17 protein-coding genes and 1 riboswitch are annotated in these 19,982 nt (G+C 28.4%); of the genes, 13 read left to right on the top strand and 4 right to left on the bottom strand.

Going from position 1 to position 19,982, the window contains the following annotated elements; translation table 4 throughout:
* Nucleotides 1-24: 24 nt before the first annotated feature.
* On the bottom strand, nucleotides 25-381 hold the full coding sequence (locus PWA39_RS01980) for a PTS sugar transporter subunit IIB (RefSeq protein WP_069099397.1): 357 nt from the start codon (nucleotides 379-381) through the stop codon (nucleotides 25-27).
* Nucleotides 382-447: 66 nt separating this feature from the next.
* Between PWA39_RS01980 and trpS the strand changes: the two genes are divergently transcribed.
* From trpS to PWA39_RS01945, 7 genes are all read left to right on the top strand, one after another.
* Nucleotides 448-1,431, top strand: coding sequence for a tryptophan--tRNA ligase (trpS, locus tag PWA39_RS01975; protein ID WP_069099396.1), 984 nt, complete (start codon nucleotides 448-450; stop codon nucleotides 1,429-1,431).
* A gap of 3 nt (nucleotides 1,432-1,434) precedes the next feature.
* Nucleotides 1,435-3,174 (top strand): threonine--tRNA ligase, encoded by a 1,740-nt coding sequence (gene thrS, locus PWA39_RS01970; RefSeq protein WP_069099395.1) that lies wholly within the window; start codon nucleotides 1,435-1,437, stop codon nucleotides 3,172-3,174.
* A complete protein-coding gene (locus tag PWA39_RS01965; protein WP_069099394.1) occupies nucleotides 3,167-3,580 on the top strand; it encodes an MAG3450 family membrane protein in 414 nt (137 codons plus the stop codon). The genes thrS and PWA39_RS01965 overlap by 8 nt, the downstream gene beginning before the upstream one ends.
* Before the next feature lie 53 nt (nucleotides 3,581-3,633).
* Entirely contained in the window at nucleotides 3,634-4,767 is a 1,134-nt protein-coding gene (gene glpO, locus PWA39_RS01960; RefSeq protein ID WP_069099393.1) for a type 2 glycerol-3-phosphate oxidase, read from the top strand.
* 269 nt (nucleotides 4,768-5,036) lie between these two features.
* Nucleotides 5,037-6,698, top strand: coding sequence for an IS1634 family transposase (locus PWA39_RS01955; RefSeq protein WP_465223527.1), 1,662 nt, complete (start codon nucleotides 5,037-5,039; stop codon nucleotides 6,696-6,698).
* 202 nt (nucleotides 6,699-6,900) lie between these two features.
* Nucleotides 6,901-7,518: a transposase gene (locus PWA39_RS01950; protein ID WP_244890606.1), complete on the top strand. Its 618-nt coding sequence runs from the start codon at nucleotides 6,901-6,903 to the stop codon at nucleotides 7,516-7,518.
* 147 nt (nucleotides 7,519-7,665) lie between these two features.
* Nucleotides 7,666-7,959, top strand: coding sequence for a hypothetical protein (locus PWA39_RS01945; RefSeq protein ID WP_274827493.1), 294 nt, complete (start codon nucleotides 7,666-7,668; stop codon nucleotides 7,957-7,959).
* A gap of 750 nt (nucleotides 7,960-8,709) precedes the next feature.
* On the opposite strand, the gene PWA39_RS01940 is transcribed toward PWA39_RS01945, so the two are convergent.
* The 3 genes from PWA39_RS01940 to glpK all read right to left on the bottom strand — a co-directional run bounded on the left by PWA39_RS01940 (nucleotide 8,710) and on the right by glpK (nucleotide 13,144).
* Complete coding sequence (locus tag PWA39_RS01940; protein ID WP_069099434.1) at nucleotides 8,710-10,767, bottom strand: leucine-rich repeat domain-containing protein; 2,058 nt, start codon at nucleotides 10,765-10,767, stop codon at nucleotides 8,710-8,712.
* Nucleotides 10,768-10,860: 93 nt separating this feature from the next.
* Nucleotides 10,861-11,598 (bottom strand): MIP/aquaporin family protein, encoded by a 738-nt coding sequence (locus PWA39_RS01935; protein WP_069099435.1) that lies wholly within the window; start codon nucleotides 11,596-11,598, stop codon nucleotides 10,861-10,863.
* Nucleotides 11,599-11,611: 13 nt separating this feature from the next.
* Nucleotides 11,612-13,144, bottom strand: coding sequence for a glycerol kinase GlpK (gene glpK, locus PWA39_RS01930; protein WP_069099436.1), 1,533 nt, complete (start codon nucleotides 13,142-13,144; stop codon nucleotides 11,612-11,614).
* A gap of 320 nt (nucleotides 13,145-13,464) precedes the next feature.
* Here glpK and PWA39_RS01925 point away from each other — a divergent pair, with 320 nt between their 5' ends.
* From PWA39_RS01925 to PWA39_RS01900, 6 genes are all read left to right on the top strand, one after another.
* The gene (locus PWA39_RS01925) at nucleotides 13,465-14,334 is read left to right on the top strand and encodes a restriction endonuclease subunit S (RefSeq protein ID WP_075949634.1); all 870 of its coding nucleotides are present in this window, start codon (nucleotides 13,465-13,467) and stop codon (nucleotides 14,332-14,334) included.
* The gene (locus PWA39_RS01920; protein ID WP_075949635.1) at nucleotides 14,219-14,644 is read left to right on the top strand and encodes a restriction endonuclease subunit S; all 426 of its coding nucleotides are present in this window, start codon (nucleotides 14,219-14,221) and stop codon (nucleotides 14,642-14,644) included. The genes PWA39_RS01925 and PWA39_RS01920 overlap by 116 nt, the downstream gene beginning before the upstream one ends.
* Before the next feature lie 125 nt (nucleotides 14,645-14,769).
* Nucleotides 14,770-14,861: riboswitch (TPP riboswitch) on the top strand.
* Between the two features lie 69 nt (nucleotides 14,862-14,930).
* Complete coding sequence (gene cypl / locus PWA39_RS01915) at nucleotides 14,931-16,196, top strand: ABC transporter thiamine pyrophosphate-binding lipoprotein p37/Cypl (RefSeq protein WP_069099439.1); 1,266 nt, start codon at nucleotides 14,931-14,933, stop codon at nucleotides 16,194-16,196.
* Nucleotides 16,174-16,959, top strand: a complete 786-nt coding sequence (locus PWA39_RS01910) for an ATP-binding cassette domain-containing protein (RefSeq protein WP_069099440.1) — start codon at nucleotides 16,174-16,176, stop codon at nucleotides 16,957-16,959. Before cypl ends, PWA39_RS01910 begins: the two co-directional genes overlap by 23 nt.
* Nucleotides 16,940-18,649, top strand: coding sequence for an ABC transporter permease subunit (locus tag PWA39_RS01905; RefSeq protein WP_069099441.1), 1,710 nt, complete (start codon nucleotides 16,940-16,942; stop codon nucleotides 18,647-18,649). Before PWA39_RS01910 ends, PWA39_RS01905 begins: the two co-directional genes overlap by 20 nt.
* A gap of 733 nt (nucleotides 18,650-19,382) precedes the next feature.
* Nucleotides 19,383-19,859 (top strand): MAG0490 family ComEA-like DNA-binding protein, encoded by a 477-nt coding sequence (locus tag PWA39_RS01900; RefSeq protein ID WP_069099442.1) that lies wholly within the window; start codon nucleotides 19,383-19,385, stop codon nucleotides 19,857-19,859.
* The last annotated feature ends 123 nt before the right edge of the window (nucleotides 19,860-19,982 follow it).

Here is a 19,982-nt window from a genome sequence, read left to right as displayed (position 1 = left end):
GGATTTTTTAAACTGTTTTTAAACTTATTCAAAATTATTTATAGCTTTTCAAATAGCTTTAGATTTATTACCAACTATTAAATTAATTTCGTTTAAACCAACAACAACACCTGAAATCCCTTTTAATTTTCCAATTTCTTCAACATTGATACCTTCAGTTGATTTTAATTTAATTTTTAATCTAGAAACTGTAAAATCACATGAGTCAATATTTTTAGTCCCGCCTAAAAATTTAACTAGATCATCAACATTGAAACCGATTTTGTCATCAAAGGTGATTTCAGACTTTGTTTTATTATGTTTTTTTTTAATACGTTTAGCAAACAAACCAAAGCTAAAAATTTGCAAAAGAAAATAAATGATTTTGGAAATTAGCTTCATAATATCTTTTTAAATTATACTCATTTTCTAAAAAATTCATTATAATTATGCTAAAATTTTTTTGCTATGAAAAAAAGATTAGTAAGTGGAATAACTGCAACTGGAAACTTGACGATTGGTAATTTTCTCGGTTCGATAAAACCGAGTCTTTCTTTTCAAGATCAGTACGAAAATTTTATTTTTGTCGCCGATCTTCATGCCCTTACTTTGCCAATTGACCCAGAAAAATTAACCCAAAACCGCGCTAGTATTTTTGCATTTTATCTTGCATGCGGTTTTGATCCTGAAAAAACAGTGTTATTTTTTCAATCTGATGTTAGTGCTCATAGTGAACTTTTTTGACTTTTACAGTCCCAAACAACAATTGGCGAACTCTCAAGAATGACGCAATTTAAAGATAAATCTCGTCAAAAACAGGAAAATAATACCGAAAAAGTTCCAACAGGCTTGCTAACTTATCCAATTTTAATGGCTGCAGATATTCTTTTATATAATCCTGATTTTGTAACCGTTGGCGCTGATCAATTACAGCATTTAGAACTTACACGAAAAATTGCTCAGCGTTTTAACAAAATTTATAAAACAGATTTTGTCATTCCTAAGGCAATAATTTCCCAAAATGCGCAAAAAATAATGTCACTTACTGATCCAACCAAAAAAATGTCTAAATCAACAAGCCAAAAAAACTCGGCAATTTTTTTAACCGATTCGCCTCAAGAAGCCTATAATAAAATTCAAAGAGCAAAAACTGATTCTGAAAATAAAATTTATTTTAGCCAAGAAAAGCCGGGGATCAATAATCTTTTGAATATTTATATGGGCTTTACTGATAAAACTCAAGAAGAAACCCTTAATTTTTTTCAAGATCAATCCTATAAGTTTTTAAAGGAAACAGTCGGAACAATCGTTGCTAATTTTCTCGAAGATTTACAAAAAAAACACCAAAAAATGTTACAATTTGTTGATGATTTTGCAAAAAATGGGGCGAAAAAAGCAAATCAAATAGCAAATTCAAATTTAAAAACAATAAAACAAAAAATGGGACTTTAACTCATGGAATTAAAAATTGATTATGAACTCAATCATTCTACCTCTCATCTTTTAGCGCTTGCAATAAAAACACTTTTCCCAAATGTAAAATTAGGAATTGGTCCTGTTTATGATGATGGTTTTTATTATGATTTTGATCTAGAAACTCCACTTTCTGAGTCAGATTTTGGAAAAATTGAAAAATTAATGAAAAAATTAGTTTCAAAAAATTTAAGAATTGTTCAAACAGAAGGTAATAATCTTGATTTTCAAAGTCAAATTTACAAACAAGAGCTAAAATCTGATCTTGAAAACAAATCTGAAAAAGTGACCTATTTTTCAATTGTTGACCAACAAAACAATATACTTTTTGAGGATCTTTGTGCTGGAAGGCATCTTGAGAGTTTGAATCAAATAAAAAATTTTAAACTCCTAAAAATTGCAGGTGCCTATTGACGTGGAAATTCAAAAAATAAGCAGCTCACAAGAATTTATGGTACAAGTTGAGATTCAAAGGAAAATCTTGAAAAATTTCTTCAAATTTTGCAAGAAAGACAAGAAAGAGATCACCGCCGAATTGGTTCAAAGCTAAAACTTTTTAGTTTTAGCCATTATTTTGGACTTGGTTTCCCAGTTTGACTTGAAAATGGGATGAAAATTCATAACAAAATTAGGCAAAAAATACTAGAATTTGACCGAAATTACGGTTTTAGAGAAGTTTTAACTCCTCATTTTGGTCACCAAAGCCTTTATGAAATTTCAGGGCACTTACAACATTATAAAGATGACATGTTTTCGCCAATTAAAGTTGAAGATGAAGCACTTATTCCGCGACCAATGACTTGTCCACACCATATAATTTTATTTTCTGAACAACATTTTAGTTATCGGAATTTGCCTTTTAGAGTTTCAGAGCAATCTAGGTTGTATCGTTATGAAAAATCAGGTGCACTTTCAGGTTTAGAACGAGTTCGAGCAATGGATTTAACTGAAGGGCATATTTTTGTCACAAAAAAGCAAATTTTTAGCGAAATTAGCCACCTTTTTAAGATGATTCAAGAAGTGCTTGATTTTTTCAAAATAAAAGTTTTTTATATTTCTTTTTCAAAAAGAGACCCACAAAACAAAGAAAAATTTTTCCAAGATGATTTAATGTGAAATCAAGCCGAGAATGATTTAAAACAATTTCTTGATCAAAACAACGTAAAATACGTTGAAAAAATCGGTGAAGCTGCTTTTTATGGCCCAAAAATCGACTTTCAAATTAAGACAGCATTAAATAAAGAAGTTACAATTTCGACTTTACAGCTAGATTTTCTCTTGCCACAAAAATTTGGAATTAGTTTTACTAACGAATTTAATCAAAAAGAAACTCCAATATTGATTCACCGTGGTCTTATTGGAACTTATGAGCGATTTATTGCAATTTTATTAGAACAAACTAAAGGAAAATTGCCATTTTGACTCTCACCAAAGCAAATTATCGTGATTCCCGTCGGTGAAAAACATTATGAATATAGTAAAAAAATCCACGAAATACTATTTAATTTAGGGTATAATTCTGAAATTGATTTAAGATCTGAGCGAATTACACGTAAAATTCGTGAAGCAAATTTACAAAAAACTGCTTTTCAGATAATTATAGGTGATGAAGAAATAGCAAAAAACCAAATTACTTATCGTGAATTTGGTTCACAAGAATCTTTCAAAATTTCATTAGTTGACTTTATTGAATTGCTAAAAAACCGCGAAAAAAATGTATAAAAAAATAACAAAAATTCCGGATTTTGTTTTTGCCTTAATTGTAATTTTTATTCCAATTAGCTTAATTTATATATTTTTTTCGCCTGATTTTTGGCAAAAAGAGATAATTTCATATTGAATTTTAGCCATTATTGGGATTTTAAATTTTTTTGTCTGTTTTTTTGCCTCACTGGTTTTAACTAGGCTAAAAGTGGTCGATTTTTCTTTTATTTTTTATTATACTGTTATTTTATTTTCACTAACTTTTTTACTGCTTACCTATCCACTTAATTCAACAAGAGCTTTGCTAATTTTACGAGTTGTTTTAGTTTTAATTTCGATTTTTTTAATTATTCCGTCATTGATTATCAAAAAGAAAATTGCTAACCGTTTATATAAAAACAAACTAAAATCAACCAATAAATAGTGATTATTTTGATATAATTAAGTTATAAAATTATCAAAAGGAATTAGTGACATATGGAAACTAAAAAAATGCAAAAATACGATGTAGTTATTATTGGCGCTGGTATAATCGGCACAAATATTGCTTATGAATTGAGTAAATTTAAACTAAAAATCGCAATACTTGAAGCAAAAAAATATGCTGCATCAGAAACTACAACAGGAAATTCAGGAATAATTCACTGTGGTTTTGATCCAAAACCACATAAATTAAAAGCAAAATTAAATGTTTTAGGACATAAATTGTGAATTGAAAACATATTTCCAAAAGTAAATTTTCCTCGCCAACAAGCAAAAAGCATTGTTCTTGCCTTTGATTCAGAAGAAGAAAAAATTATTCATGATCTTTATGAGCGCGGAATTATCAACGGACTTAGTCAATCACATTTAAGAGTTTTATCAAAAAAAGAGCTAGAAACACAGCATCCTTTAGTTTCAAAACAAGCATCTTTAGCTCTTGAGTGTGATAATTCTTGAGTTATCGATCCGGTCAAATCTAGTCTTGCTTTTTTAGAAATTGCCCTTAAAAATGGTGTTGATTCTTATACTAATACAAAAGTTGTTTCAATTTCAAAAAATGACCAACAGTTATTTGAAATTGAAACAAATAATGATGAAAATAAAATTCTTCAAACTAAAATTATTATTAACGCCGCCGGTCATTATGCTGATGAAATTGGAAAATTAGCCGGATTTGCTGAATTTAGTCAAAAACAAAGAAGAGGCCAATATTTAATTCTTAGAAATCACCCTGATGTAAAAGATGTTTATTTTCTAGTGCCTCAAAAATATGGAAAAGGTGTAATTGTAGCACCTCGTCCTGATGGTAATATTTTAGTTGGGCCAACAGCAGAAGAAAATATCGATAAATCAAAGGTAAATTGTCTTGACTTTAGTCTTGTTGAGCAAATTCAAAAAATCGGTCATAAAATTATTCCAACCTTAGATTATCAGGAAACAATTTTTGCACTCGCAGGCTCAAGACCAATCGAAATTCAGAATAGCGATTTTGTTATTCGACCTTCTTATAAAGATCCTAATTTTATTTTTGCCGCCGGAATGCAGTCGCCAGGTTTATCAGCAGCCCCTGCAATTGCTTTAGAAATTGTAAAATTAGTTGAAAATCAAATAAACTTAATAAAAAAGTAATTTTAGATCAATCTAGCGAATATTTATCACGAGTTTCCCAGTTTGATAGATAATCTTAAAAAAGTGTCCGGTTTAAAATAGGGCAAAAAAATAACACTAAGGTGTTGGCTTTTTCCCGAGTTTCCCAGTTTGAAGGCAAAAATTCACTTTTTAGTGAATATAAATATGAAAAAAGACCCGTAAATCGGTGCTTTTTGAATGTAAAACCTTAATTTTAATTGGTAGCATTTGGTAGCATTTTAAGTAATTTTATGGTATAATTATACATTATGAAAAAACAAAATTTGTTTTTATTTAGTGTTTGAGGATCTTCAAAAGATAAACCATATAAATATGTTGGCTGAACACAAGGTTATTCCAAAGATCCAAAACGTTGATTTAGTTTAGGAAATGAGCGGAATTTGGAAAAAATTAATCCAAATGCTGTTCAAATTATCAAAGAAAAATTGAAATTGTTTTCAAATTTAGATGACAAAGATAAAGTCAAGGCTATTTTACTTGATTCTATTAAAAATTCAAGCATAATCGAAGCGTTCGGTTTTTGTTGGCGGGGAATTAATTGAAAAAACTTATTGAAAAGCACAATATTTTTTGAATCACTTCCTAAAAGTAGACATAAAAATATGAAGGAAATTTTTAACTACTTAATTTCAAAACGGATCACTGATCCTGGCAGCATTATTAATGCTTTTGATAAAAAGGATGACTACTCAAATCAAATAAATACTTCCAAAAATAGCTTTTATAGACTTTTAGATCTTGTCTATGAGTCACAAAATCAACTTTTAAATAGTGTCAACAAAATGGTTATAAGCGAACTTGGAAAAAGGGACAGTGAATTTTATTTTGATTCATCAACAGTCTATTTTGAGACATTTGAAAGAAATGGATTAAGAATTCCTGGTTATTCTAAAGATGCTAAATTCAAAGAAGACCAAATTGTCATTGGCTTAGCGTGTGATAAAAATGGTATTCCTTTTCATATTAAAGTTTTTAAAGGGAATACCGGCGATTCTAGTACATTAATCCCTTTTGTATTAGATGTTGAATCCAAATATAATATCAAAAATATGACAATAATCGCTGATCGTGGCATGTCAACTGCCGCAAATATTCGATTTCTTGAATCAAGAAACTATAATTTCATTATTTCTTATCGTGCAAAGGTAGGAACTCAAAAATTCAAAAATTATTTACTAGATCCAAGCGATTATGTTAATGTAAGTGCGGATTTTAAGTATAAAAAAGAAGAATTTTATTCATCTTATAAGAATAAAAGATACACCGAAAATATTAGAAGAAGAATTATTACTTACAGTACAAAAAGAGCAATAAAAGACAGCAAAGCTCGCGAAGAGCAAATCGAAAGTTTTATTAAAAAGCAAAATAAAGATGGTTTTATTGAAGTAAACAAATTGTTTGGCAAAAAACCTAAATATTTTAAGGAAATTTCAAACATGAAATTTGAATTAGATCAAAGTAAAATTGACAAAGACAAACAATTTGATGGTTACTATGTTTATGAAACAAATATACTAAATTCAAATGTCTTAGACATAGTTGAAAAATACCAAAAACAGTGGAATATTGAAGCTAATTTTAGAAGTCTAAAAGGTTTGTTGAATATTCGGCCCGTATTTTTAAGAATTGACGAGCACATTCTAGCTCATACACTTTTGTGTTTTATCTCACTAGTTATTTTAAAAACTATAATATTTAAAATCAACAAACATATTAGTGATAACAAGTTATTTGAAAACAATCAATTAACTGAAGTTGGTTTAGTAACGATGTTGCAAAAATTAAGGCAAAGGGTTGAATTTAACACTTTAGATCAGCAAATAACATTTAAAAATCGAGATGGTGTTCCTAGTGATCCGAATATTTGAAATAGGTATGATTTTTACTATGATGTGTTAATAAATCAGTAAAAAAATTGTTATTAACTTTTACCGAAAAACTTAAAAAAGTACCTAAAACCAGATGCTTTTTTAAAATTACCTTATGAAACTGGGAAACTCAGGAAAAAATAACACTAAGGTGTTGGCTTTTTTGTCCGAGTTTAAGGAGAAAGCTAACACTCAAAGTGTTAGCTTTTTTAAATTTTCAAATGCAACAAAAAGGAGAATACTAATGTCAAGACACTTTAAAAAAGACGAGTTTGATATGATTTATAAAATTTACAATGAATTTGGATTAAAAAAAACAATAAATTATATAAATGATATTTCGCCAGATACAAATTTTATAACCAGAAGTCAGCTACTTCGAAGAATCAAAAAAATTATTAGATATTATAATAATGGTATGCAAGATCAATTATTAGATAAAAAGGGCGCAAACAGAAAGCCGGGGAGTGGCAGACCTAAAAAATCAATCGAACCAGATTGAAGCGAATTTACAAAAGAAGAATTAATAGAAATAGCTAAGAGATATTACGAAATCAATAAAAATAAATCAAAATCAGCAAAACTTAGTGAATCCAAAACACTAAATATTCCCTACAGCAAATCTGCAAAAATTTTTAATGTATGCAGACAATCAGTGGCAAAATCTAAAACTAGAGTTATAAAAGTAAAGGAGTACAAAAATGACGCAATAATTAAAAAATCCTTTCTTGATAACGAAGGTAGATATGGTCGCTTAAGGTTGAGTGCTTATATTTCTATGAAATATAATATTTACATTCACCCTCGAACTCTTGGAAGACATTTAAAAAGATTGAATTTAGTATGCAAAATTAGACGATAAAGAAGAAAGAACGAAATTAAGAACACCAAATTCGCACTGCCGGATATTGTTAAACGCGACTACAAAGATAAATTAAATAGAAATATTTTTGCTACTGATGTTTCATATGCAAAAGCTACCAGAGATGTTAAGGATAGTCATGTATTTTTGTCTGTAATAATTGAGCATAAAACTAAAAAAATCAGAGATTTTAAATTATCTGTAAACAATGATCTTAATTTAGTTATGGATAATATAAAGACATTTAGGTCTATTGATAAAGATTTTGTTATTCATTCAGACCATGGATTTCAATACACTTCAAAAATCTATATTGACAAAATAAATAAAATGGGAGGAACTGTTTCGTTGTCTCGTGTAGGAAATTCATTATTAGATAATAGGGAGGCTGAATGCTGATTTTCAATTATAAAAAGTGAATGCTTAAACAAGTTAGACTAAGTAAAATAACTTTAGAAGATCTGAAAAAAATAATTGCAGATTATATATTTTGATACAACAACTATAGAATTCAATCAATTTTAAATTGAAAACACCACAACAATATGCTATGATGTTAAAATAATATTAAACTGTTATTTTTTGTCCTAGTTTAGTTTTGGACGCTTTTTTAACTTTTTTGGCAAAAGTTAATTACCTATTTTAAAACACTAACAAAAATCATAAAAAAATACAACTACTATTTAAACTCAATGCAAATAGAAAACTCGTTTTTATTTGCATTGAGCCTAAAAAAATATATGAAGTTTTGAAAGAACAATAACTAAAAGCCTTAAATTTGTAGATTTCTAAACGGTTAAATTTAAGGCATACCATCATATTTAAAAATATAATGGATAATTCACATTTTCTGATTTTTCTATGACAAAAACATAACTAATTCCCCCTTAATTCAATATCAAATTTATTAATTATTCTTAGTGAGTCTTATTATAACATAATTTTTCCTTAGACCAAGCATTTTTTTTTTTTTTGCAAAATGTTGATTTTAAAATAATAAAAAAAAATAAGATTTTAAATCAAAAAACCCGGATTTACGGGTATTTTTGCATATTTATATTCATTGAAAAGTGAATTTTTGCCATCAAACTGTCAAAATCAGAAAAATCAAATAAACTTAATAAAAAGGTAATTTTAGAGCAACCACCTAATATTTATAATACTTTTCCAAATTAAAAAAGATGCAATAAATTACTGCATCTTTTTTATTTTTTTCAGAACACTAGCAACATTTTTATCAATGTTTGGCGGGTAAATTATTTTCACTTTTCTTAGATCAATTCCTACAAAAGCATTTTCAGAAAATTTTTCAAGACTCTGTGGTATTTTAATAATTGAAAGCGAACTTAGAGAGTTAAATGTAAAATCGGGAATTTCTTTTGTGCCTTGGCTAATTTCAATTTCAGTGATTTTTGGATTATTTGCAAATGTATGTGGGTTTAATTTAACATTTTTAGCAGTGATAATTTTGCCTTTATAATTTTTAGGGATAAAAATAATTTTGCTTAAATCGTTGTTGTATAAAATTCCGCCATAGTCTCTAAAGTAATAATTTCCCGGTTCAACAGTGATTTTTTCTAAATTTTTTGCATTCAGAGAAAATTTGTAATCCTCGATTTCTTGTACTGTTTTTGGCAAAACAAATGAAGAAAAGTCGTATTTTTCAGGCATTATAATTAATTTTGTCAAGTTTTTATTATATAAAACGCCGTCTTTTGATGCAAAATAAGGGTTTTGGGGATCAACTTCAATACTTTTAACGTTAAAAGTTCCACTTTGATAATCAATTCGTGAAACGTTTGGACCGATGTATAATTTGCTTGCTTTTTTTAGAAAATCATTAGAAATTCCGACTACTTTAGAATTATTTTTAATTTCAGTGGCAGGCTTAATGTTGCTAGTGTTAGCAGAAACAAGCGAAACACCTAAATTATACTCATAAGTTTGGCCATTTTCTGAATAAAATGAGTCAAGAATTTTAAAGGTTTTATGATCTTTTGCAAATTCAGCATCATTTCTTCTGAATTGTCCTCAAGTTGGATCTGAGTGAAAAAATTCTTTGGTTTTTGTATCAAAAACTAAATTTCACTGGTGTGGACCAAATTTTGATCAACCAATGACAATTGAATTTTTAATGCCAATTGAATCAAGCATCGCTTTATATAAATTAGAATAGCCACCACAAACAGCGTATAATTCTTCTAAAACAGCCGAAGGTTCAACTGCGGGAATCCGATTTAGATTTCAAGCATATTTTACATTTTTAACTATTCAGTCAAAAATAATTTTTATTTTTTCGTCATCATTTTTTGGCTTAGACTCATCGATTAATTTTTTAGTAAAATCAGCAACTTTTTTGCGATTTTTTTCATTATAGCCTTGATATTCAAAATTTCTTACATCTTTTGGGTCGATTAAATTCATAAAACTTTTGGCAGAATTATTGGAATTTAAATTACCTTGATAATCTTGGTATTTTTCAATCCCTAAAGGATAAGAATTTTCGTCTTTTTCTTTTGGTTTATCATCTTGAATTTTTGGCTCAATTATTTGTGAAAAATCAGTTGAATTTTTATAATTAGTTTTAACTTCATCAAAAATTTTTGTTAGTTTTTCGATGTTATTTTTGAAAAAGGAGTCATTTTTATTTTTTTGGTCACGAATTTTTTCATATTCAACCTCGTCAATTACTTGATTTAATTTATCCCTGAAAAATTCGTGTTTGAGCTCTTTTAATTCAGTGTTAATAAAATTCTTGACATCGTTTTCTAACTGCAAATATTTTTGCGAATAATTTACAAAAACAGCCACTTCTGGCTGCTTTTTAGTGATAATTTCAGTTTTATTATTATTATTATTATTATTTGGACTTAAAAGTTGCTGTTGTTGCTGGTTTTGATTTTTGTTTTGGTTAAAATTTTTTAAAATTTGTTTTTTAACTGTTTTTGTTTTTATATTAGATTTTGGAATTGAAACTAGATTTGATTTTTGATCAATTTTTTGTTCAATTTTTTGATCAAAATTGGTTTTTTGGCTAATTTGAGCTTCTGAATTATCTAGCAAATCGCCGGTTTTTTCAGCTGTTAGAGTTTCTTTTTGAATAAAATTATTCTCTTGAAATTGAGTTTTGGGATTTTCATCTTTTTTATTTTGCAACTCAATTCGTGAAGTAGTAAGTCCACAAGAAGTTAAAAGCAAACTCCCTGAAGTTATTAACAGTAAAAACAACGATTTTCTAAGTTTTTTCATAATTCCCCTAAACAAAATATTGACTATAAATTATAGCAAATTGCTTAAAAATTTCCAAGAAAGAAATCAAAAAAACTTAGTAAAATAGGCAAATTAAATCGCAAAACCTAGTAAAACCGCGGCTAAACTAGGAGCAATAATTGGATTTCATGAATAATCAAATCCATAAATTTCTTTTCAATTATTAACATTCAAGAAATTATTATGTTTTTTTAAGACAAATGAAGTAAGGAAAAAGATAAATCTTGGACCAAAATCACGCGCAGGATTTATAGCATAACCAGTTGAAGAACCAAGTGATAGTCCAATTGAAAGCACGATTAGCGCAACAATTACTGGTCCCATTGTTTGAAATGATTTATCCAAAAAGGCAATTGTGGCAAGTAAGACAATAGTTCCAATAAATTCGTATAAAAAGTTGGTTACATAAGATTTTTTAAATGCCGGTCCGGTGTGGTGACATGAGGCAATAACTTCTGCTTTTGTTTCTTTAATATGACTTCAGTTAATCGTATTTAGAATTATCTGGCCAAAAATTGCCCCTAATATTTGTAAAGGAATAAGCGCTAAAAGTTCGGCATTTTTTTGGTTGATAGCAAAAAAAATTGAGACTGCAGGATTTAAATGGGCAACAGAAATATTACCGGCTATTCCGTTAGCAACCATAATTCCTAAAAGTACACCAAGAGCTCAACCAAGGGCAATAACAATCCATTTTCCTGATTGATTTGCAAACATTTTTGTTGCACTTACAGAATAATTAACGCCATTTCCAAGCAAAATTAGCGTTGCCGTTCCCAGAAATTCAGATAAATAAATGATACTTTCCATGTAAAATTTCCTTTTATTTAATGTCTTTTACTCAGTTTAGAGTTTTCTTAACAGCAAGATCTCAATTTGCAACTAGTTTTTGAACCTGATTTTGGTCAAGTTGTGGCTTAAATGTTTTGTCAATTTGTGAAATTTGTTTTAGTTCGTCAATTGATTTTCAGAATTTTGCATGCAATCCTGCAAGAAAAGCCGCTCCCATTGCTGTTGTTTCGGTGTTTTTTGACCTTGAGATCTCAAGCTCAGAAATCGATGACTGGAATTGCATTAAAAAGTCACTTTTAGAAACACCACCATCAACTTTCATCAAGGTAATTTCTTGGCCTAAGTCAGATTTCATCGCTTTAATTAAGTCATTTGACTGAAAAGCAATTGACTCAAGGGCTGCTTTAATAATATGTTCTTTTTTGGTTCCTCTTTCAAGACCAAAAATTGCGCCCCGAGAATAAGAATCTCAATAAGGAGCTCCAAGTCCGGTAAAAGATGGAACTAAAATTGTCCGGTGGTCATCTTTATCAGTTTTAGAAATAAAATAATCAGTATCAGCAGCATTTTCGATTATTCCAAGTCCATCACGAAGCCACTGAATTGTTGCACCGGCAATAAAAACTGAACCTTCAAGGGCATATTCAACCGGACTGTCGCCAATTTGTCAGGCAATTGTTGTTAGAAGATTGTTTTTTGACTCAACAATTTTTTGGCCTGTATTAGCTAAGGTAAAACATCCTGTTCCATAGGTATTTTTTACCATTCCAACTTCAGTGCAAAGCTGACCAAATAAGGCAGATTGTTGGTCACCAATAACTCCATAAATTGGCACTTTTCCTTTTGCATTAATTGATCAAAAACTTGGTTCAACGATTCCATAATCGGCAGCAGAAGGTAAAACTTTTGGCAAAATTTCGACCGGTATTTCTAATAAATCAAGTATTTTTTGGTCTCATTTTCGCTCTTTAATGTCAAACATCATTGTTCTTGAAGCATTTGAGACATCGGTAGCATGAGTTTTTCCTTGAGTTAATTTTCAAACAAGTCAAGTGTCAATTGTTCCGGCAAGAAGATTTCCTTGGGCCAAAACTTCTTTAGCTTTTTGGACATTTTTTAAAATCCAACGTATTTTTGTTGCACTAAAATACGGATTAATTAAAAGTCCAGTTTTTTCTCTAATATAATCTTGGTGTCCTTGTGAAATTAGTTCATCACAAAAATCACTTGTACGGCGATCTTGCCAAACGATCGCATTATAAACCGGCTCACCGGTTGTTTTGTCTCACAAAACCACAGTTTCACGTTGGTTTGTGACCCCAAGCGCGATAAAGTTATCTGACTTTAAATTTGCACGCGTTTTGGCGCTTTGCATTGTATAGAGTTGAGTATTCCAAATTTCATTTGCATCATGTTCAACTCAACCTGATTGTGGATAATATTGTTGAAATTCCTTTTGAGAAATGGAAATTACATCGCCATTTTTATCAAAAACCAAACTTCGGCATGAAGTTGTTCCTGAATCAAGTGTCATTATATATTTTTGATTGATGGTGTTGTCCATTTTTTAGCCCCCTTTTTGTGCTTTTTTTAATTTAATTATACCATTTAGATAAGATTTTTTTATTTATAAAAATGTAAAATCTTATAATAAATTTTAATTTTGTCTAAGTTTTGAAAAAAATCAAAAATTAGATAACAAAATTACATTTTTTGCAAAAATTTTTGTCTTGACAGCGGTTTTAAATCCAAGGTGATTTTTTTAATTAACACATTAACTTTTATTTAAAAATAGTTAAATTTATATTGTTTAAACTAGATTTGGTGAATTCGTAGTAAAATATTTAATCAAAAAAATTTTTTTGAAAAAATCAAGGAAAATTAATGTTAAAAAAAATATGTTCACCACAAATTAGATTCAAACAATTTGACTCAGCGTGACTAACAAAAAAAGTAGGGGATTTATTTTTAATAAATCGAAGCGGCAATTTAACCAAAAAATATTTTCGTCCGTTTGTTTCGGCAAAATATATCTACCCAGTTTATTCTTCGCAAATAGAAAATCACGGAATTTTGGGATATTATAAAGATTTTTTGGCTGAAAATGTAATAACATGGACAGCTGATGGCGTAAATGCAGGAGTCGTTAATTTTCGAAAGGAAAAATTTTTTGCAACCTCTGGCTGCGGAATTTTAATCTCAAAAAAGTACCAACCAAATGAATTTTTTGCAATTGCAATCGGTAACAACACTCGCGATCATATTACCCCAGGACCAATTCCACATTTAATTAGTTCGGAAATGGCGCAAGTTGAATTAAAATTTACCCCTAATATCAACGAGCAGAAAAAAATTTCCCAACTTTTTGAAGCACTTGAAAACTTAGCTAATAAACTTGAAGAAAAAATAAGCGTCCTGAAAAATCTTAAAAATGATTTCAATAATAAAATGTTTGCTAATTTAAGTTCAGATTTTCCTTCAATTAGATTCAAAGGTTTCAAATCAGCCTGAATTACTGACCAAGTAAAAAATTTATTTGAGATTTCCCGAGGTCAAACGTTAACCAAACACCAAATAAAAACTAGACCCGTAGAGAGAGAGAGAGAGAGAGAGAGAGAGAGAGAGAGAGAGCGGATACATCTACCCGGTTTATTCATCACAAATAAAAAATCATGGAATATTTGGTTATTACAACGAATATTTGGCGCAAAAAAAGATAATTTTTTCAACTCACGGAAATCCTGGATCGGCTAAATTTATTCAAGAAAAATTTTTTGCTACCTCTAATTGTGGAATTTTGACTTCAAAAAAATATCCTGAAAGTACTCTTTTTGCAATTCAGTTCGAAAAAAACTCCAAAAAATTCATTTCTCAAGGGACAATCCCGCATTTAATTAGCTCAAATGTGCTAAAAATTGAACTAAAATTCACCCCAGATGTTGCTGAACAACAAAAAATTTCACAACTTTTTGAAACTTTTGACTCACTAATTCTTGCATACGAGCAAAAAGTTGAATATTTAAAAAATTTAAAAAATAGTTTTATTGCTAAAATGTTTATATAAAAAAATTTTTGGCTTTTTGTTAAAAAATGCTTAAGTTTAATTAAAAAATGAATTTTTTGAAAAAAATTTTGATTTTTCATACTATTTTTTGTTAAATTTTTTAAATGATTATGCTATAATTTAGACTAGGTAAACAGAGGTGTCCGTTTTGGGCTGAGAAAAACTCTTAAAAGTTGATCTAGGTAATACTAGCGTAACGAGTTTGTCCTTTTTTTCTTTAAAAGCAAATGCTAAAATCGTCATAAAACACCTTGTTTACTAAAACACAAAAGGAAAATTGTTTGTAATGACGAAAAAAAATAAATTTCACTCTAAAAAAAGAAATTTTTTAAAAAAATTATCTTTTTTTTCTTCTTTTTTAACAGTACCATTAGTGATTTCTGCATGTATCAATACTTCAGATCAAAATCCAGAGCAACTAGCTCAAACATGAGATACAAAAGTTAACCTTGGTTTAGGTCAAAGTTGATTTAAACTTAAATCTAAAGAACCTGATCGAGTTAATAAATTTCTTACCAATTTAACAGAAGAATTTAAGAAACTAAAAGAGGCAAATTCGCAAACTAAAGACTTGCCTGATGTGAATTTTGAATTTGTTGGAAATGATGATGCAAAATCAAAAATTTTGCAATTAAAATCATCAAATAACTCAGCTAATGCTCTCGATTTTGTAATTGCTGATGCAACTACAACTATCGAGGATGACCAAGACAAACAACTTTATAATGGTCTCCAAACTTTAACATGAGCTTTTAAAAATAGCCCTGAATCGCCGGTTTTTTACACCGACGGAACAGAAAATGATCCATTATATAAAGGTGCAAAACAATTAAATGAACTATTTAATAAAACTCCTTATAATGAATGGTCAAGTGATCCAAATGATCCGCAAAAATGAGACACAATTGCCTATCGATTTTTATATGATGAATCAAACCCGCGAAAAATAATTTCATATTACCGTGGTATGATTATGATTTATGGCGATGAAAAAACAAGAGCTGAAATTAAAAAAAGTTGACATGATAAAGACTGACCTAAATTCAGAAATTATGGAATAATTCATGGAAATCTAACTTCTGCTGGAACATTTAAAATGCAGAATTTTATTCTAAAAAAACATTTTGGTTCAAGTTTTAGATCGGCTAGTTTAAATGAAGATCGGCTAGGACATTCTGATAAATATATTCAAGGAGATGGTCATGCAATTGGTCAAGATCCAAATTTTAGAATCGCTTTTGATGATGAGGCTTCTTTTGCTTGAACTGAAAATAAAAAAGATTCAAAACAATATACTTCAAGCGAAACAGAATCTAAACCAGACTCTAAAGTTGAAATTTTTATGCTAACAAACCCAGCTTCATATGATATTGGTTCATTCCGCCCAAAATTCAATAAAATTCAAGCTGATTTAATTTCTCAAGCATTTATTAACCTGGCAAAAAACGGAAAAGATGAATACGGTCCAAATGTTGGGTACAATGGTTATAGAAAAGTAAATCAACAAGACCCTGAATTCCGTAAGATTTATGCCCAATCAAAATCAAACTAAAAACTGTCTAATTTTTGAAGATTTTTCATTTAGACATGACAAAAACGGAAAAAATTTAATAAATCCTCTTAATTTTAAGTTATGTAATACAGAACTTTTATTTGTAATTGGCCCAAGTGGTCAAGGTAAGTCTTCGTTTTTTTTGTCAATTTTACAAAATATTTTTGTTTCAGGTAAGCTAATTTGGCAAGAACAAAATTTATTAGATCAAAACAAAAAAAATAAGAAAAAATTTTTAAAAACAGTTGGATATCTTACCCAAACACCAACTTCAATAAATTTTCAAAGTGTTTATTTAAATTTAGCAAAAAATTTACCTAAGTATAAAAATATTTTTTGCAGTTTATTTGCAATTCCAACCAAAAGCCAACGAGAACAAATAATTAAAATTATGAGCCAACTTGGTTTGGAAGAAAAAATTTACTCTATTTTTCAGGACTTATCTGGAGGTCAGCAACAGCGAGTTGAAATTGCAAAGCTCATGTTACACCACCCAAAAATAATTCTTGCTGATGAGCCAACTTCAGCTCTTGATCCAAAAACAGCTTCAAAAATTATTGATTTAATTATTAATTTTGGAAAATTAAATAATTCAATCACAATTATTATTTCTCATAATATTAATTTAGTGAAAAAATATGATGGCAGAATTTTACTAATAAACAATGGAAATGCTAACTTTTATAATTCATTTTCAGATATTGACCAAGAACAAATAGATTCAATATTTGGTAAGGATGACAATGAAGATGACGATCATTAGCGCATTTAAAAACAAGCCTTACCAAAGATTTAAAAAAACAAAACTTTTTTTCACATTTGTTTTTTTAGTTTTGTTTATTGTATCTTTTTACTCAATTTTTTCCGAAATTAATTATAATGGTTGAACCCTTTTTAAAAAAAATTTAACTGACTTGTTTGCTTTTTCAAACAAACATCCTTATTATAGTGATTCAGTTTTTTCTTTAAGCATGAGATTTTTATGAATCACAATTAAATACACTTTTCTTGGCACTTTTATCGGTGCAACTCTTGCTTTTTTTTCTGCGCTTTTTAGCTCACAATTTATTAAAAATAAATATTTAAAAAGCATAATTTGATGAATTATTATAATTCTTAAATCCTTTCCAATTACGTTTATAATTGATCCTTTAAAACTTATTTTTGCTCCAAAATTAGCGGCAATTTTAATTGTGACTTGATTTTCTTGAATTTGGTTACATCGGTATTTTTATTCTTTTTTAAATTCACTTGATTTAAGCGGGTATCAAAAAGCGATAATTAAAGGAAAAAATCGCTTCTTTGCATTTAAAAATGAAATTTTACCTTTTGTAATTAATAAATTTTTTGGGCTATTTTTATTCAGTTTTGAAGCAAATATTCGTTGAACAACGATTATTTCAGCAACTGGAGTTATTGGTATTGGAATTTTAATTAATGATGGGGTTCAAAATCCTGCATTGGGTTGAAAAATTGTCGGAATACCACTTGCAGTTTTATTAGTCTTTGCAACTTTTTTAGAATTTTTAATAATTTTCTTTAATAAATTTATATTACACAAAAGATCTGTTAATATAAACCAAAAAAATAAATATATTTTATGGTTAAAAGTAAATTACAATTGAATTTTAAGGATTTTTTTTGGATTTCTTATATTAACCTTATTAATTATTAGCATTTTGGATATTGAGTCATGGAACGTTAATCAACATCAAATTAATCGTTTTTTTGGATCACTTTTTGTTATTGACTGAAGTGTTTTTTTACAAGGACAATTAGACAATCCAATTTACATGGTTTGAAAACTTTTAGCTCAAGTTATTGTCTGTCTTGCAATTATTGGTGTAGTTTCAATTTTATGACTACTGGCTGCAAATGAAAAATTAAACCATTGAATTAAATGATCATTCTTTAAATTTTTACTTAACTTTTTTAGGATAATCCCGTCAATTGTTATTTTTTATCTTTTCTTGAGTTTTGCTGTTCAACCAATTTTATGGGTAACATTTCTTGTTGGAATTAAAAACGGCCTTGGAATGGCAAAAAAACTAAATGAAACTCTTAATTCGATCGACTGGCAAAAATACAAATTGCTAAGACTTCGCCAGTGAAATAAATTTAAGACAATAACTCACTATATTTTCCCGTTAATTTACAAGGAATATTTTAAATATTTATCGGTTCAAATTTCAGATTCAATTCATGATTTGCTTCTTTATGGAATTTTTGGCGGATCTTTATTGGGACAAAAGCTCACAACCCTTTCCCAGACAGGTATTGCCGGTGATAGAACTGCATTTTTTACTTTTTCGTGAGTAACATGGTTTTTAATTTTATCTATCGAAATTATTATTATATCTATTCAAAACAATTATTTTAAAAAAATACTCGCGATCATGGTCAAATTGAAAAATATGATTTTTAATGTTGGCGCAAAAAAATATTTATTATAACCTTTATCCTTAAAATTAAATTTCTCCCGAGTTTGTCAGTTTGATGAGATAATCTTAAAAAGTGTCCGCTTTTGGGCGCTTTTTTAACTTTCTTTGCAAAAGTTAATTACCTATTTTAAAACACTGGCAAAAATCAATTTATGGATAAAACAACAAAAATCATAAAAAAATTCAACTACTATTTAAACTCAATGTAAAAAGAAAACTCGTTTTTACTTACATTGAGCCTAAAAAAATATGTGAAGTTTTGAAAGAGCCATAATTAAAAGCCTTAATTTGTAGATTTCTAAACGGTCAAATTTAAGGCATTCCATTATATTTAAAAATATAATGAAAAATTCGCAATGTCTAATTTTTTTATGGTAAAAACATCCTTGATTCCTCCTTAATTCAATATCAAAATTTATTAATTCATTCTTAGTGAGGTTTATTATAACATAATTTTATTTTTGACCAAGCATTTTTTTTTTTTTTTTGAAAAGGTTGATTTTAAAATAATAAAACTTAGGATTTTAGGGAAAAAAGCACGGATTTACCGGTATTTTTCAGTGTTTATATTCACTAAAAAGTGAATTTTTGCCATCAAATTGGCAAACTCGGGATATTCATTATAACTTTTATCCTTAAGATTAAATTTCTTTTATCAATATAAATACAAACATGAAAAACAAATATTTTTTCATGTTTTTTTCCTTTTTTAGACAAAAACTAGTTAAAAAATTAAACTAAGTACATGAAAAAAATACAGGTTATCAGTTTAATTGTTTTGGCTGGGTCTCTTGCTGGATTCTCGTTTTTGGCATACAAACTTCAATCTCATGTCAGGCCGAAGAAGCAGATTTCTATAACAATTTTACACGGAGTTCGCAATCCTGGTACAAAATTTTTCAATTATGGAACAAAATGACGGCAAATTTTTGCCGATTTTGATGTAATTCGCGGATATGACACTAGCCAATATGAATCCGAACTAGAAGTTACAAGTGACCAAAAAATTTCCCTAAAACCTACAGAGAAAAAATCCACATTAAATAAAATCACTCTAAAAGCATTAGAAAAAATTATCACTAACAAAAAAATAGCAACAAAATTACATGCTTTTTTAAAAGAATCAAAAAATAAACAAATAACTTGAAAAGAAATCGAATGAGCTTTACATCTTGATTCGGCAACTTTAAAAATTCTTCAAGAAAATTTTATTCTTGATTAGCAATTTTTTTAAGTTGTGTTTTTACAATTTTACTAGTTGATAATTTTAGAATTACCTGAGTTGTGTTGTTATTTTTATCAGTTTCATTTTTAATTTTTGTTGGTGAATTTAAAAAAATTATTT

It is taken from the genome of Mesomycoplasma ovipneumoniae ATCC 29419 (assembly GCF_028885435.1).
GTDB classification, from domain to species: domain Bacteria; phylum Bacillota_I; class Bacilli_A; order Mycoplasmatales; family Metamycoplasmataceae; genus Mesomycoplasma; species Mesomycoplasma ovipneumoniae.
This window is presented reverse-complemented; position numbering and strand designations above follow the sequence as displayed.